General features: G+C 47.0%; 6 protein-coding genes. 5 read left to right on the top strand and 1 reads right to left on the bottom strand.

The window, feature by feature from the left end:
* The first annotated feature begins 20 nt into the window (after positions 1 to 20).
* On the top strand, positions 21 to 1,490 hold the full coding sequence (locus ACU1JV_RS17035) for a glycoside hydrolase family 32 protein (protein ID WP_413987568.1): 1,470 nt from the start codon (positions 21 to 23) through the stop codon (positions 1,488 to 1,490).
* 249 nt (positions 1,491 to 1,739) lie between these two features.
* Here the strand turns inward: ACU1JV_RS17035 and ACU1JV_RS17030 are convergent, their stop codons facing one another.
* Positions 1,740 to 2,753 carry a LacI family DNA-binding transcriptional regulator gene (locus ACU1JV_RS17030; RefSeq protein ID WP_413986160.1) on the bottom strand — a complete coding sequence of 338 codons (1,014 nt, stop codon included), beginning with the start codon at positions 2,751 to 2,753 and terminating at the stop codon, positions 1,740 to 1,742.
* 317 nt (positions 2,754 to 3,070) lie between these two features.
* Here ACU1JV_RS17030 and ACU1JV_RS17025 point away from each other — a divergent pair, with 317 nt between their 5' ends.
* The 4 genes from ACU1JV_RS17025 to ACU1JV_RS17010 all read left to right on the top strand — a co-directional run bounded on the left by ACU1JV_RS17025 (position 3,071) and on the right by ACU1JV_RS17010 (position 19,563).
* Positions 3,071 to 4,459, top strand: coding sequence for an MFS transporter (locus tag ACU1JV_RS17025; protein WP_040103719.1), 1,389 nt, complete (start codon positions 3,071 to 3,073; stop codon positions 4,457 to 4,459).
* Between the two features lie 528 nt (positions 4,460 to 4,987).
* Positions 4,988 to 5,212: a hypothetical protein gene (locus ACU1JV_RS17020; protein ID WP_013371223.1), complete on the top strand. Its 225-nt coding sequence runs from the start codon at positions 4,988 to 4,990 to the stop codon at positions 5,210 to 5,212.
* 505 nt (positions 5,213 to 5,717) lie between these two features.
* Positions 5,718 to 6,929 carry an ACP S-malonyltransferase gene (gene fabD / locus ACU1JV_RS17015; RefSeq protein WP_264217878.1) on the top strand — a complete coding sequence of 404 codons (1,212 nt, stop codon included), beginning with the start codon at positions 5,718 to 5,720 and terminating at the stop codon, positions 6,927 to 6,929.
* Positions 6,916 to 19,563 (top strand): amino acid adenylation domain-containing protein, encoded by a 12,648-nt coding sequence (locus ACU1JV_RS17010; protein WP_446724605.1) that lies wholly within the window; start codon positions 6,916 to 6,918, stop codon positions 19,561 to 19,563. Before fabD ends, ACU1JV_RS17010 begins: the two co-directional genes overlap by 14 nt.
* Positions 19,564 to 19,577 lie beyond the last annotated feature (14 nt).

Below are 19,577 nucleotides of genomic sequence, written 5' to 3'. Positions count from 1 at the left end.
GACAAATGAACAGCACATATATTAACAACACGAAGCAAGCTGAGGAAGCATTAAAACAAGCAGAAGCGAAAATGAACAAGCGGTACCGATTAGGTTATCATATTATGGCACCGGCAAACTGGATTAACGACCCCAATGGGTTAATTCAATTTAAAGGTGAATATCACGCCTTCTATCAGCATCATCCTTATGATGAGAACTGGGGTCCAATGCATTGGGGGCACGTGAAGAGTAAAGACCTTGTACATTGGGAGCATTGTCCGATTGCATTAGCGCCAGGTGATGCTTGTGACCTCGATGGCTGCTTCTCAGGCAGCTCAGTAGATAATAACGGCGAACTGACATTGATCTATACTGGCCATCACTATATTGATCAACCAAACAATATCTTTTTTCAAAATCAAAATGTGGCAGTTAGTACAGACGGCATTCATTTTACAAAACTAGGGCAGAATCCCGTAATCGCTGAACCTCCGACAGATAGCTCCCAGCATTTCCGTGATCCGAAGGTATGGAAGCATGAGGATACATGGTACATGATCCTAGGTAACAGCACGAAAGAAGATCTGCCGCGTGTTATTCTATATACATCTCCTGATCTTAGAACTTGGACTTATCATGGTGTGCTTCTGCAGGGAGATAAGAATATGGGCTTCATGTGGGAGTGCCCTGATTTCTTTGAACTGAACGGTAAGCATATATTTATGTTCTCCCCACAAGGTATTGATGCGCAAGGAGATAAGTACAATAACTTGTTCCAGACGGGATATTATGTTGGCGAATATAATTATGATAGTAATGAATATAAACATGGAGAGTTCATCGAGTTGGATAATGGTCATGACTTCTATGCGGTTCAAACTTTTCTAGATGATCAAGGTCGCCGCATTGCGATTGGTTGGATGGATATGTGGGAATCGGATATGCCGACGAAAGCAGACGGCTGGTCCGGAGCGCTGACGATCCCACGTGTAATTACGTTGGGCGCCAATAATAAATTGCTGATGAATCCAGTAGAGGAAATGAAGTTGCTTCGTCAAAGCGAACATGTTTTGTACCAATATCGCGCTATTTCTGGAAGTTACTTGACGGAAGTTGAAGCGGATCTGCTTGAAGTGAAGGTCGTGTTCGACCTGACGAAGTCAAGTGCAGACCTGGTAGGCTTGAAGCTTCGCGGAACAGGTGAGGAGGAAACGGTTATCACTTATTCTATCGCGGATCAGAAACTTATGCTTGATTGTTCTAATTCGGGCAAAAAGACGGATGGAGTACGTCAAACAGCCTTAAGTGCAGAGGGGCAGCTGACGTTACATGTATATCTGGATCGCTCATCCATTGAAATATTTGCGAATGAAGGGCAAGCTACGATGACAAGTCGCATCTATTCGAGTGAAAAACTGCTAGGCATAGAACTCGTAGCGGAGCGCGGAGAGGCTCTAGTAAATGAGTTGACATACTGGAAATTGAAAGATATCTGGCAAGCTGAATAACTCGATGAAAAGGTTGCTTTCTGAGTCCTTGTAATGACTTAGAAAGCAACCTTTTCGGCAATGGCGACTTTCCCCGGAAATGCTCACCTACATGATAGCCAACTAAACCGAGCCTGGTTTATGCGTATCCTCAATCATGCCCTTTTGGAAAAACACAAGAGAACGTTTCCATTATTCGGCGTCGGATTCGCTGAAAAGACCATCCCAGCCGGTTAAGCACTTCCAGTAACCGCGTAGGAGCATCAAAGGTTAGGATATTCCATGTTTTGTAATGCTGTCCCGAATTTCTAACTGATGCGATATGGACCAGTGGACAGCTGCTAATTCTTCTCCTCTAATAAGCTTAATGAGATTGCGGGCGGCAACCATGCCCAGTTCGGATGCTGAATATCGGACAGTTGATAATTTAGGCCGGATTATTGTAGCCATATCAATGTCGTCAAATCCCAAGAAGGAGACCTGTTCAGGTATTTTCACACCATTTTCGGCCAGAAAGTTCATAGCACCTATGGCAATTCGGTCCGTTGCGCAGAACACCGCACTAGGCAATGGGCCTGAATGATAAAGTTTTCTCATAGAGGTTATGCCGTCTTCAACTGAAAAGCCGCTTTCCAACACACGTTCGGCACGTACTGGCAGGTGTGCGGTCTTCAATGCCTGTTCATAGCCCAAAAAACGCTGATTGCCCACTGAAATATCCCCCGCTGGTCCCTGCAGCATCGCTATATCTTGATGCCCCTGCTGAATTAGATAAGTTACCGCTTCAAAAGCAGCCGTTATGTTGTCAACATGCACGGAAGGAATGGATTGGTCTCGAAAATCCCGTCCGACAAGGATGCAGGGAATTCCCGCCGCTTCAATGAGCGCGAATAGCGCATCCCGGATTTCGCTTACCGATATAATAATTCCGCTCGCCTGCATTTCACGGAACATGTTGTAATAGTGTATTTCAGAATCCTCGTCCCCGCCTGACAAGGCGATTATGACATCGAAGCCGTATAGATGCGCTACTTGATTGATACCTTCAACCATGTCATCAAAGACGTTGTTTTTAATCGCGGGCAGAAGTACTCCAATCAGAGATGTATCATTCTTTACCAGTGTCCGTGCTATGGCATTTGGACGGAATTGAGTGGCTTCAAGGACATCCTGAACTCGTTTGCGTATTTCACTGTTCACCGTCTGGCTGTTATTGATTACTCTGGAAACCGTTGAAATGGAGACGTTGGCCATTCGAGCCACATCTTTTATAGTCATTTTCATTGTACACACCGACTTTCAAGCAAGTATTTATTTAGAAAAAGTTTCTCAAAGTGGATTGAATTAATTATATCAGTTTATTGAATTGTTTATTGAGTTTAACAAAGATTCCAGAGCAAAGAAAGCGCTTGACCTTGGTTTATAAGGAGAGTATAATCAACCCCGGAAAACGTTTTCTAGTATTTTCTGGACAAAAACAATTGTTTTTACCAATAATCAGCTGGATTCAAGGTATTTCAGCTTGTTTTTTTGATGATTAAGAAAACGTTTTCTTAATGGCATTGAATTGTAGAGAATAACAAGGGAAAAGGAGCATGAGCATGAGAAGTTCGAGCGATATTGTTGTAATGGGAAATGAGACTTCAGTGCAAACCGGTTCAAATATTACGCTGAAAGAAAAAATTGGTTATGGATTCGGTGATTTTGCCAGCCAGTTGCTGTTTGCCGCCGCAATGACTTTTCTGTCCTATTTTTACACAGATGTAATCGGGATCAGCGCTGGGGTCATTGGTACTTTAATGCTAGTTGCACGCGTACTCGATGCGTTTATTGATGTCGCGATTGGGGCTTTGATTGATAAAACGAAGAGCAGACACGGGAAGGCCCGTCCTTGGTTACTGTGGATGTCCGGGCCGTTTGCATTGTCTGGAATTCTCTTGTTCACGGTTCCAAGTGGAAATATGACGATCACTATTCTATACATTTACGTTACCTATCTGCTAATGAACTTTATCTATTCCAGCATTAATGTCCCTTATGGTGTGCTTAATTCCATGATAACGCAGGATTCTTACCAGCGTTCTCTGCTTAATATTTTTCGTATGAGTCTAGCGAATATTGGTGCCTTGCTAATTAATTATTTCACCCTCCCGTTAGTGAAGTCATTCGGCGGCGGTCAAAAAGGGTGGATTTTCACCTTTATTATATTTGGCTTGCTCGGAACCTTTTTATTTCTCGTTACCTTCTTCAGTACCAAGGAAAGGGTTACTCCATCTGTTGTACAAAAGCCAATTCCGTTTGGACGCGCTTTTGGAGCGCTGATGCGTAATAAGTATTGGAAATTGATCCTTGGGTTTGCTGTGGTCTATTTTATAAATAACGCACTGGGCACAGGTATGAATATTTACTACGCACGTTATGTGTTAAAAGACGCCAATCTGATTGGAGTCCTCGGCATATCCTTACTGCTTCCTTCCCTGTTTGGTTATATGCTATTGCCCCCCGTCGTCAAGCGGATCGGTAAACGAAATTCCTCCATTATCGGAAGTATCCTCCTGATTGTCGGATCGCTTGTCATTGCCGTCAGCCCCACAAGTCTGATGGCGGTCTGTCTGGGACTCGTTATTAAAGCGCTTGGGCATGCCGCTATTCTCGGAACCTTCTTTGCTATGTTGGCAGATACCATTGAATATGGCGAATGGAAGACAGGGATGCGCACCGAAGGACTGGTGTACAGTGCGGGCAGTTTCGGCACAAAAGCGGGAGGCGGTTTGGGAGCGGCACTTATCGGTTGGGGACTGGCATTGGGAGGATATGCTGGTGGACAAGCTACAATCAGTACTACTGCGCTAGCATCTATTCATTTTATGTTTATCTACGTTCCAATTATCTTGGCTATCCTGCAAATTTTATTGCTGGCATTTTACAATCTAGATAAATTATTTCCCGGTATTGTCAAAGAGCTTGAATTCTTAAAAAACGCTGAATAGCTACTTGGTAAATGAGGTAGCCCATGAATGAACTCATCCTATTGTTGAAGTGACTAGCAGTAAGGCAGTTCAAGAGGGGCTGCTTTTTTCATTGAGGGGTATTCGGATTTTATTCATTTATAAAAGGACAGGGCAGCGTGGTATTATCCCCTTCTAGTAGACAAGAGAGAAAAGACATCTGTTAAGATGGACTTAATCTTGTTGAACGGAGGGGATTTTTCATGGCTAAAAAGGGACAATCATTCCGGCAATACTCCTTAGATGTAAAGATGGAGGCAGTCCGGTTGGTGAACGAAGAACATATGAGTATTCGTGAAGTGACGAAACAATAATCGCTGCGGTTCGAACTGTGGGTATCCATAAATTCGAAAATGGCTAAGGGAATTCCAAGTCATTTCCTGCAGCTGATCTAATAGGCGATAATCTCATTGTTATATAGATCTTTGATGGCAGATAGGTTTTAACTCCTCATCTCGTTCATCATATTTTACCTGAACATTCAGATAACTTAGTGCAGACAAACGGTATGTGACCTACGAAGCGTACGAAACGATCCGGCAGTTGGGAATCCAGTGGCCTGCCGCTCAGGCAGATGTTGCTCTCATTCGTCAGAACATTAAACACAATGATTGCTATGTGCTGGAAATTGACGGGGTCATTCAGGCTACTGTCACCCATCTGAGATATAAGACCCTTGATTTTATAACCGACTTGCCGTTTGTGATATGGTTCGCTGTAGACCCGGCTAACTGAAGTAGTTCCGATTACAGGGAACGGACGAAGCTAATTCATTTAACGAAAGGGGCTTAATGTAACAAAAACATTCATATCTCATCATTTTCTCTTATTAAAGGAATTGGATGGATATTGACATTTTTCGAGTCCATATTTAATATATAAATAAAATATTCCATATTTAACGCTTACTTATAGAAAAACACCCTGTATGACTCCAGTAATTTCACACCATTCATCTATAATGCTGAATTTTAGCTTTCAAGCCTGAAATTTCAGTATACTCCAAGGTTTTTACACTTCCAAGTCTACTCACACACCTGACTTTTGATCACAATCACACCACGAACGGAACCCTATTACCAATTCACTTCCATATGCCGATTACCGTTTTTTGGCAATCGACTTCGTTGCTTTTTACTGCAGTTTTCTCTACATCTTAATGTCACCATACATATGTATACATACATGAAATGTAAAGATACCTTTGTTCTTCCATAATTTTTATGGAAAGGGGTTTGATATGAATCGTATGGCTTTGGTTTTTCCTGGACAAGGATCTCAGTATGTAGGAATGGGGGCTACATGGCATAGCGGCTTTGCAGAAGCGGATCGCTTATTCGAAGAGGCTGCTGATATTTTGGGATATGATCTGAAAGCTTTATGCATAGCAGGTCCGATGACCAAGCTATCCAGAACATTCTATACGCAGCCCGCACTTCTCACGATCAGTGTCATTGCATTCCGGCGTTATATGCATGAAATCGGAATTATCCCTGAATTTTCAGCTGGTCATAGCCTAGGTGAATATTCAGCGCTGGTAAGCAGCGGTGTTCTGTCCTTTGGAGACGCTTTACGATTAGTCCAAGAGCGGGGACGCTTTATGGAAGAAGCCGCAATGACAAAGCTGGGCAGCATGATTGCCATTCGCGGAGCTGAGCTGGGCGAAGTGGAAGAATGCTGTCGTTTGTACTCCACAGTCGATCAGCCTGCAGCCATTGCATGTTACAATTCACGTAGCCAATACGTCGTTTCAGGTCATCATACCTCTGTCGCTTTGGCAGCTGGCGAGTTAGAACAGCGAGGAGCCCAAATTACGCGGTTGCAGGTCAGCGGCCCTTTTCATAGTCCGCTTATGCAGCCTGCTGCGGACAGACTGGCCGCAGAGCTGCAAAAGTACACTTTAAATGAAGCGAAGTGGCCCGTGATCTCCAATGTGACCGCTCAGCCATACCGCGATCTTGACAGCATACGCCAAGGATTGATTTTGCAAATGACTCACCCGGTTCGATGGATTCAAACCGTGCAATATATGATGAATCATGGCGTAAAACAAGGCATCGAGTTAGGTCCACGAACAGTGCTGAAAAATTTAGTGAGGGAAATAAGCCCTAATATCGAAGTGCTGTCCTTGGACAGAGACTTGGATCGCTTTGAACTGGGCCGCCGTTTCTCGATCCGTGATTGGATTGCCTGTTCCCTGTCACTAGCAGTGTCTACTCCCAACGCCAATTGGAATGAAGATGAGTATCGGAAGGGTGTTATTTTACCTGTGCGCAGACTGGAAAAATTACTGCGAAACTTGGAATCAGGCAGCAGTTCGCCTCCTGCTTCTGAGCAAAGACAGGAAATACTGGAGTGTATTTGCCTTGTGTTGCAAACGAAACAGGTCTCCGAAGGAGAGCGGAAAGCAATGCTAGAGCAATTGAGGAGGGATCAGGATGGAGCAGTTTAAAACCTTAATTGAAATCATTCAGGACCGTGCAAGCCGGGATGAGAACGGAATCATTTTTATTTCCGGTGATAAACAAGAGGAATACGTATCCTACAGGAAACTTCTGGAGCAAGCATTACAGGTGCTTTATGAATTACAGGAACAAGGAGTAAAACCCGGCGATGAGCTGATCATACAGATCGACGACAACCATAACTTTTTGAATGTATTTTGGGGTTGCCTGATTGGTGGAATCGTTCCTGTACCTGTAAGCATAGGGAATAATGATGAGCATAAAATGAAATTGTTTAAAATCTGGAACACACTCTCCCGCCCATATATGGTTGCAGATGACAAGGTATTAGAGCAGCTTGAAAAATACGCGCAAGAGCACGAGCTGCTGGATTCCTTTGAGCCGGTTAAAAAAGCGACTTTTTCAAGCCATAGATTCGATTATTCCACTCAGAATAAAGGTGTAGTTCATGTATCGAAACCGGAGGAGCTAGCTTTTATCCAATTCTCCTCGGGTTCTACAGGCGATCCCAAAGGAGTCATGCTGACGCATGAAAATCTAGTTTACAATATCCGGGATATTGCAAATCAAACAGACATGAGCTCCAAGGATGCTTATTTGGGCTGGATGCCGCTTACGCATGACCTGGGATTGATCGCATTTCATTTAACCTGTGTGATTGCTAATGCCAAACAGCTGATTATGCCGACGGCACTTTTTATCAGGCGTCCGTCTTTGTGGCTGAAAAAAGTATCGGAGCATAAGGTTACTCAAATATGCTCTCCCAATTTTGGATATAAATTTTTTCTCGATCAGTATAAACCTGAAACAGCAGCTAACTGGGATTTGACGAGTGTTCGTATGATTTTAAATGGAGCTGAGCCAATATCTGTAGAGCTTTGTCATGTGTTTATGGATGCAATGAGTGTTCATGGTTTGAATAAAAATGCCATGTTACCCGTCTACGGGCTGGCAGAAGCGAGTGTAGGTGTTTCCTCTCCGCCTCTGGACAAAAACACTTTTATTCCCATTCATTTGAACCGACACCAGTTACACGTTGGTGAGCCTGTAGAAGAAGTGGACAAGTCTGACAAGCGGTGTCTTACTTTTTTGGATTTGGGTTATCCATTGGCTAATACCTCTGTCCGTATTTGTGATGAACAAAACCAGGTGCTTGATGATGGGGTGATTGGATACACGCAAATCCGCGGCAAAAATGTTACATCCGGATATTATAACAATCCAGAAGCTACCGCAAAGGTTATAACGGAGGATGGCTGGCTTATTACTGGAGATTTAGGGTTTATGCGAAACGGACGCCTGACTATTACCGGTAGAGCCAAGGATATCATTTTTGTGAACGGACAGAATGTCTACCCACATGATATTGAGAGAATCGCCGAGGAACTGGATGGTGTGGAACTTGGAAAAGTAGCTGTGTGCGGTGTACATGATAAGCAAACGAGGCAGGATCGTATTATAGCCTTTGTAATGCACGCAAAAAAAATAGAGCATTTTGTACCGCTTGCCCAAAAGCTGAAAAGCCATCTGAATTACCGGGGAGGCTGGCATATTCACAAGGTGGTTCCGATCCGGCGTATACCTAAAACAACCAGTGGAAAGGTTCAGCGCTTCAAATTAGCCCAGAGTTATGAGCAGGGCGAATTTGATGAAATATTGACAGCACTGGCCGAGGCTGTTCGGGTCACACAATCAGCTGAGCGTGCGGTCTTGCCTCAAGGAGAAGTAGAGAAGAAGCTGATTGGAATATGCCAGGATATTTTAAATATAAAGTCGATCGGGACAGACGACAGCTACTTTGATATCGGAGTAACTTCCTTGCAGCTTGTTCAAATTGTGGACCAATTGGAGGATCAATTAGGGATTCATATTGAGGTGACGGACTTCTTTTCCTATCCGACCATCGCCAAGCTGGCTGCGTATATCTCCAGTCAAAATCTAAGCGGAGATGCAACTGCAACAGCAGAGTCCAAAGCCAAGGAAGAAGCAAATGTCCGAGATATCGCCATCATCGGCATGTCAGGCAGGTTTCCTCAAGCGGAAACATTGGAGCAGTTTTGGGCGAATGTAGCATCAGGCGCTGATAATATCGGCCCGTACAGCGACGAAAGAAGAAAAGATGCCGAAGCTTTTCTTTCGCGTCTGAATACGGAAGGACGGAATATGCAAATTGCAGAAGGCGGTTATCTGGATGAAGTAGACAAGTTCGATTACTCCTTCTTTAAACTGACTCCAAGAGAGGCTTCGCTCATGGACCCGAACCAACGGTTATTTCTAGAAACAGCCTGGAGCACGATTGAGGATGCAGGGTATGGAGGAAAACAACTGGCGGGCCAAAAGGTCGGTGTATATGTCGGCTTCTCCAAGACCAGCTTTGAATATGTGCGTTTGTTGTCCGAGGTAGAACCAGGCGCGCTGCCGAACTTTGCCATTGGTAATTTACCGTCCATTATTTCCAGCCGGATTGCATACTTGCTCGATCTGAAAGGTCCGGCAGTAACAATTGATACAGCATGCTCTTCTTCACTCGTGGCAGTGCATTTGGCCTGCAAGTCCATCCTTAATGGAGACTGCGACATGGCCTTGGCAGGTGGAGTGAAAACGATTTTGCTGCCGCTGAAAGCCGGTATTGGCATGGAATCCTCCGATGATCGGGCACGCGCCTTCGACGACCAGTCGGACGGAACAGGCTGGGGTGAAGGAGTTGGTGCTGTTTTCCTGAAACCGCTGCGCAAAGCGGAACAAGACGGCGACCACATTTTAGCCGTGATCAAGGGTAGCGCCATCAATCAGGACGGCAGCACGATTGGTATTTCCGCGCCTAATGCGCTGGCTCAGGCAGAAGTCATTTTGCAGGCGTGGCGCGATGCACGGACTGATCCTGAAACGATCAGCTATATCGAAGCGCATGGAACCGGAACCAAATTGGGCGATCCGGTTGAGATTGACGGCATTACCAAGGCTTTCCGCAAGCATACACAGCGTAAGCAGTTTGCGGCGATCAGCACGGTCAAAACGAATATCGGTCATTTATACGAAGCCGCCGGGATTGCGGGCTTGATCAAATCCGTGCTGTCCATGAGGCACCAGCAAATTGCGCCGCTTGTTCATTTTCGCACACCAAACCAGAAGATTCATTTTGAGGAATCCCCGGTATATGCCAATACGAAGCTGAGGGAATGGAGGACGGACGGATTCCCGAGAAGAAGCGGGGTGAGTTCCTTTGGATTCAGTGGGACGAACTGCCATGTGGTGCTGGAGGAGTATATAGAGAAGACAAAACCAGATCCAAGTCCAACGGGCAGCAACAATAAATCATCACCGCTGCTGTTGACCCTGTCGGCGCGGAGTGAATCCTCTTTGCGCCAGTTGGTCGGACGATACGCAGAACAGTTCGGGCGCGTGGAAGAGATCGTGATGGAGGATGTATGCTATACGGCTAACACAGGCAGAAGCCATCTGAATCACCGGATTGCTGTGACTGCTGCAGGAGCGGATGCGTTAAAAGCGAAGGTGCTTCAGTTGCATGAACAAGGCAGAGTCGTCGAAGGTGTATACACTAGAATAGCGGATAGCATAGGCAGCGCAGAGATGGTCACTGGAAGCTTGGACACGCTCCAATCCCTGGAGCAGCTGTCTGCCAAGTATGTGCAAGGAGCGCAGATCAATTGGAATGCCCTCTATGCAGGTAAGCGTTATAAAAAGGTTTCTCTGCCTACGTATCCATTCGAACGGAAAAGATGCTGGATTAACGTGCCTGAACAGGTTCGAGCGGAACAGAAAACGTCAGTTCATGAAAACTCAACAGTAAAGGAGTCTGGAATGATGGGGAACGAGTATTCAGCGCCAGCATCTGCTGCCGATGATCAGCATAAATCATCTATACTTCTAAAGCTAGCGAAAATGATCGGTAACGTGTCCCAGCTCAGCCTGGAAGAACTGGAGCCGCAGACACATTTTCTCGAGCTTGGGTTGGATTCCATTAATTTGTCCCAGGTTCGCCACAGTATCAAGGATACCTTCGGACTGGACATTCCAATGAACGAATTTTTCGAATCGTTGACCACGCTGGAACGGTTGGCCAGCTACGTAGCCGAACGGGCGAGCATTTCTACTTCTGTTGAACTCCCGGGTCAGTCTATGGAAAATCGTCCAGAAGCAACGCTGAAACAGTTTCATCATGCAGCTTTTCCGTTAAGCCAACCGACTCTTAAATCCGCCGTTCCGGCTGGACCCACACGGGCTCCAAACTTTCCAATCGCTACAGCTCCTACGGCTGTAGAGCGAATTGTGCAGCAACAGCTGCATCTGATGTCACAGCAGCTTGACATTCTCCAGCATCAGCCGGCTACATCCGTAATAGCTTCCGAGTCATTAAGCCCTCAAACAAGCGCCTCTCCATCGGGAATTAGTGAAAGCACGCAGATCATCCATACTGAACCGAAGCAGAAAGTTGCGGCTGGATTAGCACCAGTTCCATCCGTAAAGGCTGCTTCCAAGCAGGCAGGACATGAAGCCAAGCCGTATACGCCCTATAAAAAGCTGGATGTTAAAGCAAGTGAATTGCTTTCACTCCGTCAGGAACAACACCTGCAAGAGCTGATAGAGCGCTACACGGCCCGTACGTGCAGCACCAAAAAATACACTCAGCAATACCGCTCCGTATACGCAAATAACCGGAATGTGGCTGGCTTTCGGCCTGTTTTGAAGGAAATGGTGTACCAAATTGTATCCCAACGTGCAGACGGGGCTAAAATCTGGGATTTGGATGGCAATGAATATGTCGATTTGACGATGGGCTTTGGCGTAAATTTGTTCGGGCACAATCCGGCCTTTATTCGTGAAAAAATTGAGGAAGAGCTGAAGCACGGCATGTGTATCGGCCCCATGTCCAACATAGCCGGACAGGTGGCCGAGCGAATATGCAAGATGACCGGGGTGGAACGGGTTGCCATGTATAATTCCGGCACCGAGGCCGTTATGGTCGCGCTCCGTTTGGCGCGTGCTGCCACAGGACGAGCTAAAGTCGTCATTTTTGCTGGCTCGTATCACGGTACATTCGACGGGGTGTTGGCACTGGGGAGTGCGGGTGACAACAAGGAACATTCGACGCCTCTAGCTCCAGGCATCTTGCAGCATATGGTAGACGATGTCGTCGTGCTTCCTTATGGGACGGACGATTCCCTGAATTATATTCGCACTCATGCGCATGAATTGGCCGCGGTCATGGTGGAGCCGGTGCAAAGCCGCCGACCCGATTTTCAGCCCAAAACTTTTTTACAGGAAATTCGCCAGATTACGGAACAGTCGGGCACTGCCTTCATTTTTGATGAAGTCATCACAGGCTTTCGAATTCAGCCTGGAGGGTCTCAAGCGTGGTTTGGAGTACATGCGGATCTCGTGACCTACGGTAAAATCATTGGCGGTGGGCTACCTATTGGGATCGTTGCCGGAAAAGCCGCCTTTATGAACGGGATTGACGGAGGCACATGGAGATTCGGGGACGATTCCTATCCACAGCATGAGCAGCAGCGAACCTTTGTCGCAGGAACTTTCTGCCATCATCCGCTGGCCATGGCTGCATCTTTAGCGGTGCTGAACCATTTGGAGAAAAATGGCGAGCAGCTGCAAAATCGCTTGAACAGCCTTACCTCGGCGTTAGCGGCGGAGCTAAACAGCTATTTCACTGACGAACACGTACCTATGAAGATCGTTCACTTTGGCTCCCTTTTCCGCTTTGTGCTCAAGGGCGATCTGGAGTTGTTCTTTTATCACATGCTGGACAAAGGCATCTATATTTGGGAAGGACGCAACTGCTTCATGTCCACGGCCCATACCGAGGAAGATATAGCGAGAATCGTACAAGCCGTCAAGGATAGCGTGGACGAGCTGCGCAAAGGTGGCTTTTTACCGGACCCGCCCCCGAATGGGAACAGCCCGGGGCCGGGCAGGCAGCCTATAATGGAACCTGCAGAATCTTCAGCTGCAGACACTGTTATTGCGTTAACGCCAGATCAAAAACAGCTTTGGTTCGCCTCTGTTTCAGAACGCGGCGATTCTCTATCTTTACACGAAACCGCCTTGTTGCGGTTTCGTGGTACGCTTCAGCAGCAGGCGTTCAACGAGGCTGTCCAGACCATTGTAAACCGTCATGAAGCCTTACATATCTATATGAGCGGAGATGGAGAAACTCAGGTGATCGCTCCTGAGATGAAAGTGGAAGTCCCGCTCTATGATTTTACCACTCACCATCCCGATGAACAGGAGCAGCATCTCCGGGCATGGATGATCAAGAACAGCGAAACCCCGTTTAACATGATACCAGGTGAGCCACTATTCCGGATTCACCTACTAAAAATATCAGATGAGGAGCATCTGAGTGTCTTTACGTTCCATCACTTTATCGCGGATGGTTGGTCAATCGGTGTATTTATTGAGGAACTGGAACACATCTATTCTGCGCTTGTCCGGCATGCTGACTACAACCTTCCTGAACCGATACCTTTTCGGAAATATGTGGTTTGGCAGCAGGACCAGTTGAAAGCAGGAAAGGAAGAGGCGTTGGCTTTTTGGTCGGCGATGCTGGAAAAACAGCAGCTTGTCCTCCAGCTGCCATCTCCAGTGAGGGGAATGCAGATTCTGTCCTCTAGAGGAAGCAGACATACCCTAATTCTTGAGGCGCCGCTTGTTAAACAATTGAGGTCCGCTAGCATAAAGCTTGGCAGCAGTCTTTTTATAACGCTGTTATCCGCCTTTCAGATTTTTCTGCATCGCCTTACAGGGCAACGGGAAATAACGGTGGGGGTTCCCACCGCAGGACAATCCCATATGGACGCATTCTCTTTGATCGGCAACTGTGTCAACCTGCTTCCGGTCATCAGCGAAGTGCGTCCTGATTCTACTTTTATGGAGCATGCTCACACGGTCAAAAAGCGCATGAATGAACTGGAAAGCTATCAAAAGTACAGCTTTGCCGGACTCGCTCAGCTGGGGCTAAAACATTTGCCTGTCATAAAGGCTGTATTCAATATGGATCGACCGATTCCGCGTTTTCAATTCCATAAACTGGAGACGAAGCTCGTTGAACATGAGGTATCATTCAGCAAATATGAGTTGTTTTTGAACGTGACAGAGGCGCAGAAGCAATTACGTCTTGATTTTGACTATAATGCAGATCTTTTTCAGCCAAACATAATCTTGGCCTGGTCAGGATATTTCCTGAATCTGCTGCATTCCCTTGTAGAGGAAGAAGGGGCTCGCGTTTCCGCGCTGACGTTACTCCGTGCGTCGGAGACCGAACAACTTCGAGCCGCATGGGCAGCGAATACCGATGCCACCGGGAACTATCTTTGCGTTCTTGATGCGTACAAGCATTTGGCGCCTGTCGGGACAGCAGGGGAGGCATATCAAGCCTCAGCAGCAGGTCTGCTGGGAACGACCCAGGAATGGGTTTATGTAGAGAACGATGGCAAGCTGCGGCATATCGGAAATTTGAATCGGGTCATCCATATTCACGGGCATCAGGTTAATCTGGAGCAGTTGGAGAAGCACCTGCTGCAGGTTTTCCAATTGGAGTCCTGCGTCATTACACCGCAAACGGACGAAACTGGAATCGTCTCATATATAAGCGCCTATGTGGTGGCAAACGCATCGAAGCCTTGGGAAGCAGACGCATTAAAAAAGGCTGTAATTGAAATGCTTCCAGATTATACGCAGCCCCGTTTTTGGATTCTGATGGATCATATTCCTCTTCTGCCGAATGGCCAGCCTGATCTACAGGCTTTGCCAGCACCGGGACAAGCAGGCGTATTCGCTAAAACAGGCATCGCTTCAGAGAACCGAGGTATGGAAGATCAACTTGTGGACATTTGGAAGGACGTTCTGAATGTAACGGATATCAGCCATGACGATAACTTTTTTCAACTGGGCGGTGATTCGCTAAAAGCGACGGTTATTCTGTCGAGAGTCGGTAAGGAATTGGGGGTACACATTCCGCTTAGCCGCATTTTTGAGCTGCAAACGATTGCTGATCTGACTGCATATATTGCGGGTGGGAGCAAGAGGGCCTACGAACCGATTGTAGCTGTGAACACACAAGCCTTTTATCCGGTATCTTTTGCCCAAAAGAGAATGTACGTGCTTGAACAGCTAGGAGCCGGAATGGCCTATCATGTCCCTGGCCAGCTTTTCATAGAGGGAGCTCTGGAGGTTCCCCGCTTCATTGAAGCCGTTAAGGAAGTTATTTCTCGTCATGAATCTTTTCGGACATACTTCGATCTGGAAGACGGGGAAGTGGTGCAAAAAGTTCGGGACACCATTCCATTCGATATCCCGCATACCCGTATTTCCAAGGAAGAAGCAAAACAGGCCAGGACCTTGTTTGTTCAGCCTTTTCAGCTGGGAACAGCTCCTTTATTCCGCGCCGAACTGCTCGAATTTATCGAAGGTGGCTTCAATCTGCTCGTGGATATACATCATATCGTGTCTGATGGTTTTTCCATGGCTGTACTGCTTAATGAAATCATTCAACGGTACCAGGGTAGACAACTTGCGAACATTCAGCTTCATTATAAAGACTTTGTTGCTTGGCAGAAGCAGCAAATAACTGATGAGGCATGGAAAGCGCATGAATCATATTGGCTTCAGAACTTGAATGGGGAGCTTCCTATTCTAAATATGCCAACAGACTTTCCACGTCCGCAAGTACAAAGCTTTGAAGGTGACAGCTTGACCGTCACATTGGAATCCAAACTAGCGAGCAGACTCTATAAATTGGCCCAGGATACAAAGTCCACGATCTTTATGGTGCTTTTGGCGGCTTATAATGTCCTGCTGGGCAAATATGCGGGTCAAGAGGACATCATCGTAGGTACACCTGTTGCCGGAAGACGGCATGTAGACACGCAAGCGATGATTGGCATGTTCGTCAATACGCTGGTGCTTCGTAACCAGCCGCAATCTTCTTTAACGTTCCAATCCTTTTTGCAGGAGGTTAAGCAAAACTTGCTGCTGGCACTGGAGCATCAGGAATACCCGTTTGATAAGCTTGTAGACAAGCTGGAGCTGGTACGCGATGTAAGTCGAAATCCGATATTCGATACGATGTTCAGTTTGCAAAATGTCGGCACAGATGTTGTGGAAGCAGGAGGTATTCGTTTTAAACCGGAGGAATTCAACGCGGGCATATCCAAGGTGGATTTTTCATTGCATGTGACCGAAGAAAAAGAACGATTGTCCTTCACTTTAGAATATGGCACAAAGCTGTTTAAACCGGAGACCGTCCGGCAGCTGGCAGAGCATTTTGTACGAATTTTGGAAAAAGTAACGCAGGATGCCGGGATGCGGTTGGCCGATATTACGATTATTTCAGATGAGGAGAAGCAATTACAGCTAACCGTATTTAATCGTACCGTCGTACCTTTCCCGTTTAATGAGACAGTACACGGGCAGTTTGAAAAGCAGGTTGAACAGACGCCGAGTCATACAGCATTGGTGTTCGGAGACCAGCGTCTGACCTACCGGGAATTGAATGAACGTGCTAACTCACTGGCACGGGTGCTTCAAGCGAATGGTGTAGGACCCGATAAGCTAGTCGGTTTGATGGCGCCGCGTTCAGCGGAAATGATGATCGGCTTGCTTGCCGTGCTAAAAGCAGGTGGTGCTTATGTGCCTATCGACCCTGAATATCCGTCAGCCCGTATCGAATATATGCTGAGTGACAGTGAGGCTGCCGTACTCCTGACCAGCCACGATCTGGCAGGAGAACACCATTATAACGCCAACATCCTGTTTATTGAAGATGAGGAATTATATCAAGGAGAAAAGACCAATCTGGAAGTTACGACTCAGCCGGAGCATTTAGCCTACATTATCTACACCTCTGGCTCAACCGGAAATCCGAAAGGAGTGATGCTCCAGCATCGCTCGGTGCTGAATTTTATCACTGGGATGCGTGAAGTGATTGACTTTGCAGCGAATAAAACGATTTTATCGCTAACTACCATATCGTTTGACATTTTCGTTTTGGAAACGATTCTGCCCCTGTTGGGCGGCATGACCGTCGTGCTGGGCGATCGTCATCATCAGGTCGATCCTCAGACACTTGGCGAATTGATTACTACACTCCACGTTGACATGCTGCAAATGACACCATCCCGGCTGCAATTGCTGCTGGGCTATGAGGAAGCTTTCCGTGCGCTGCAAGGTGTGCAGGAGATTATGGTCGGGGGAGAAGCGCTTCCGTCTAGGCTGCTGGAAGCATTGCAGAAATTGAACGGTCCCCGCATTTATAACATGTATGGACCTACGGAAACAACAGTTTGGTCGGCAGTGCAGGAACTTACCCATGCCAAACAGATCGACATTGGGCGCCCTATCGCGAATACGCAAATGTATGTCATAGATGCGCAGGATAGATTACAACCCATCGGCATACCGGGCGAGCTATGCATTGCAGGGGAAGGGCTAGCCCGCGGCTATTGGAACCGCGAGGAGTTGACGGCGGAAAAATTTGTGGTTAATCCATTCTCCACAGGCACACGAATGTACAGAACGGGTGACCTGGCTCGCTGGAAAGCAGATGGGAACCTGGAGTTTATCGGCCGAATCGATCATCAGGTAAAAGTACGCGGATTCCGGATTGAGCTGGGTGAGGTTGAACATGCCTTGATGAGCCATTCTGCAATTCAGGAGGCTATTGTCACTGTCAATGAAAGCCAAAATCATGAATCCGTACTATGTGCCTACATTGTACTGAATACAGAAGAAGCACCTAGCTTGGCGGCCATTCATGAACATGCTGCCAAACTGCTTCCCTATTACTCGGTTCCGTCTCACTTGGTTTTTCTGGATCAGATACCGTTGACACCGAACGGCAAAACTGATCGAAAAGCATTGCCAGAGCCTGAAGAGCTATCCCGGCCGGGTGTGGCCTATGCAGCGCCACGAAATGATGTGGAAGAGGCTTTGGCCGCCGTATGGCAAGATGTTTTGGGACGCGATCAGGTAGGCATTCAGGATAACTTCTTCCTGCTCGGAGGCGACTCTGTTAAAGCCGTTCAAGTCATCGCGCGTATGCGTCTTCACGGGTATTCGCTGGATATCCGGCACGTATTGGAGCATCCGTCCATTGAAATCCTGAGCGGCTATGCAGAAGTACTGGCCCTTCCGATTGAGCAAAGCCCAGTAGATGGGGAGGCGCCACTGACACCGATACAACGACATCTAATCCATTGGTTCGAACGGTGTTCAGCATCCGAGGCACTTCCTGCTACAGCGTCAGTACTACTGTTAGCAAAGTCGGGCTTTGAAGAGCCGCCCTTGCGTGCCGCATTGAAGAAAATTGTAGAGCACCACGATGCTCTGCGCCTTGGCTTATTACAAGAGGCTGACGGATCAGTTGTGCAAACTCACAAAGAGTTGAATGAGGAGCTAATGACTTTGGAGGTGCTGTCGATAACGGGAACGGAAAGCGAAGCACGCAGCCAATTGGCAGCTGAATGTCAACGTCTTCAAAGCAGCCTGCGGCTGTTTGAAGGACCGCGAGTTCGAGCAGGGCTTTTCCGAATGGGTAGCGGTGATCATCTTTTCCTTGCTATAGACCCGCTAGTGGCTGACGCCATTTCATGGAATATTTTGCTGGAAGATCTGGAAACAGGCTACAGGCAAGCGCTGGACAAGGAAACGATTGTCTTACCGTACAAAACGAACGCTTACCAAACGTGGGCAGAGCATCTAGAGCATTATGCGAATAGCAAAGAGCTGCTCAAGGAGCAGGATTATTGGAACAAGATAGAGGTCTCTGAGTGGGGGACGCTTCCCAAAGACCATGGAGTCATTACGGATTCTGGATCGGAGAGACCGACACACCAGCTCCACCTGCAATTATCACCAGACGAAACCCGGCAACTGATGACACAAGTTAATCATGCCTACAACACCGTGCCAGATGAAGTGCTGCTGTCCGTACTAGGTCAGACAGTATCCGAATGGTCAGGACTAGAACGGATTGCGCTCTGCGTGGAAAAGCCGGTCCGAGAGCCGGGAGAACAGAGTTCGCTGGATTTCTCTAGAACGGTGGGGCAGTTTACGTCCGTGTATCCAGTTGTACTGGACATCAAATCTGCAGATGATATTTCGATGCTGCTCAAACGTGTGAAGGAGACCATTCGACAGGTTCCCAACCAGGGGCTGGGCTACGGTGTATTAAAATATCTGACCGAAGTCAGTAATCAAACGAATTCCAGCATTTCTCGTTATCCGGAAATCGGGTTCCGTTATATAGACTCCGTGGACCCGGAAACGGTATATTTTTCAACATCGCCGCTGGAAGCTGAGGTGGCATCAGGTTCCCAAGCTGCAAATAGCGCTTCACTTTATGCTCTCTATATAAGCAGCCGAATGGAAGATGGAAAATTAAACATCCGACTAACCTATGACCGAAATGCATACGAAGAGTGCACGATCAAGCAGCTTCTCTCTCGCTTTAAAACTCACCTGTTAAATGTCATCCGTCATTGCCTGGATCACTCCGGTCAGGAACTGACACCAACAGACGTAGGCGCGGATGATCTGGACCTGGAAGAGTTTGAAGAGATGAAGCACTTCTATGAAAGCCTATAATATTCGGCCGAGGG

It is taken from the genome of Paenibacillus sp. T2-29, assembly GCF_052921365.1.
The sequence above is the reverse complement of the archived record's forward strand: the minus strand, read 5'-3'. Positions and strand labels throughout refer to the sequence as shown.

Bases quoted from the DNA above. Each gene is read 5' to 3' on its own strand.
- ACU1JV_RS17030 (WP_413986160.1), bottom strand. From the start codon at position 2,753: ATGAAAATGACTATAAAAGATGTGGCTCGAATGGCCAACGTCTCCATT.
- ACU1JV_RS17010 (WP_446724605.1), top strand. From the start codon at position 6,916: ATGGAGCAGTTTAAAACCTTAATTGAAATCATTCAGGACCGTGCAAGC.
- fabD (WP_264217878.1), top strand. From the start codon at position 5,718: ATGAATCGTATGGCTTTGGTTTTTCCTGGACAAGGATCTCAGTATGTA.
- ACU1JV_RS17025 (WP_040103719.1), top strand. From the start codon at position 3,071: ATGAGAAGTTCGAGCGATATTGTTGTAATGGGAAATGAGACTTCAGTG.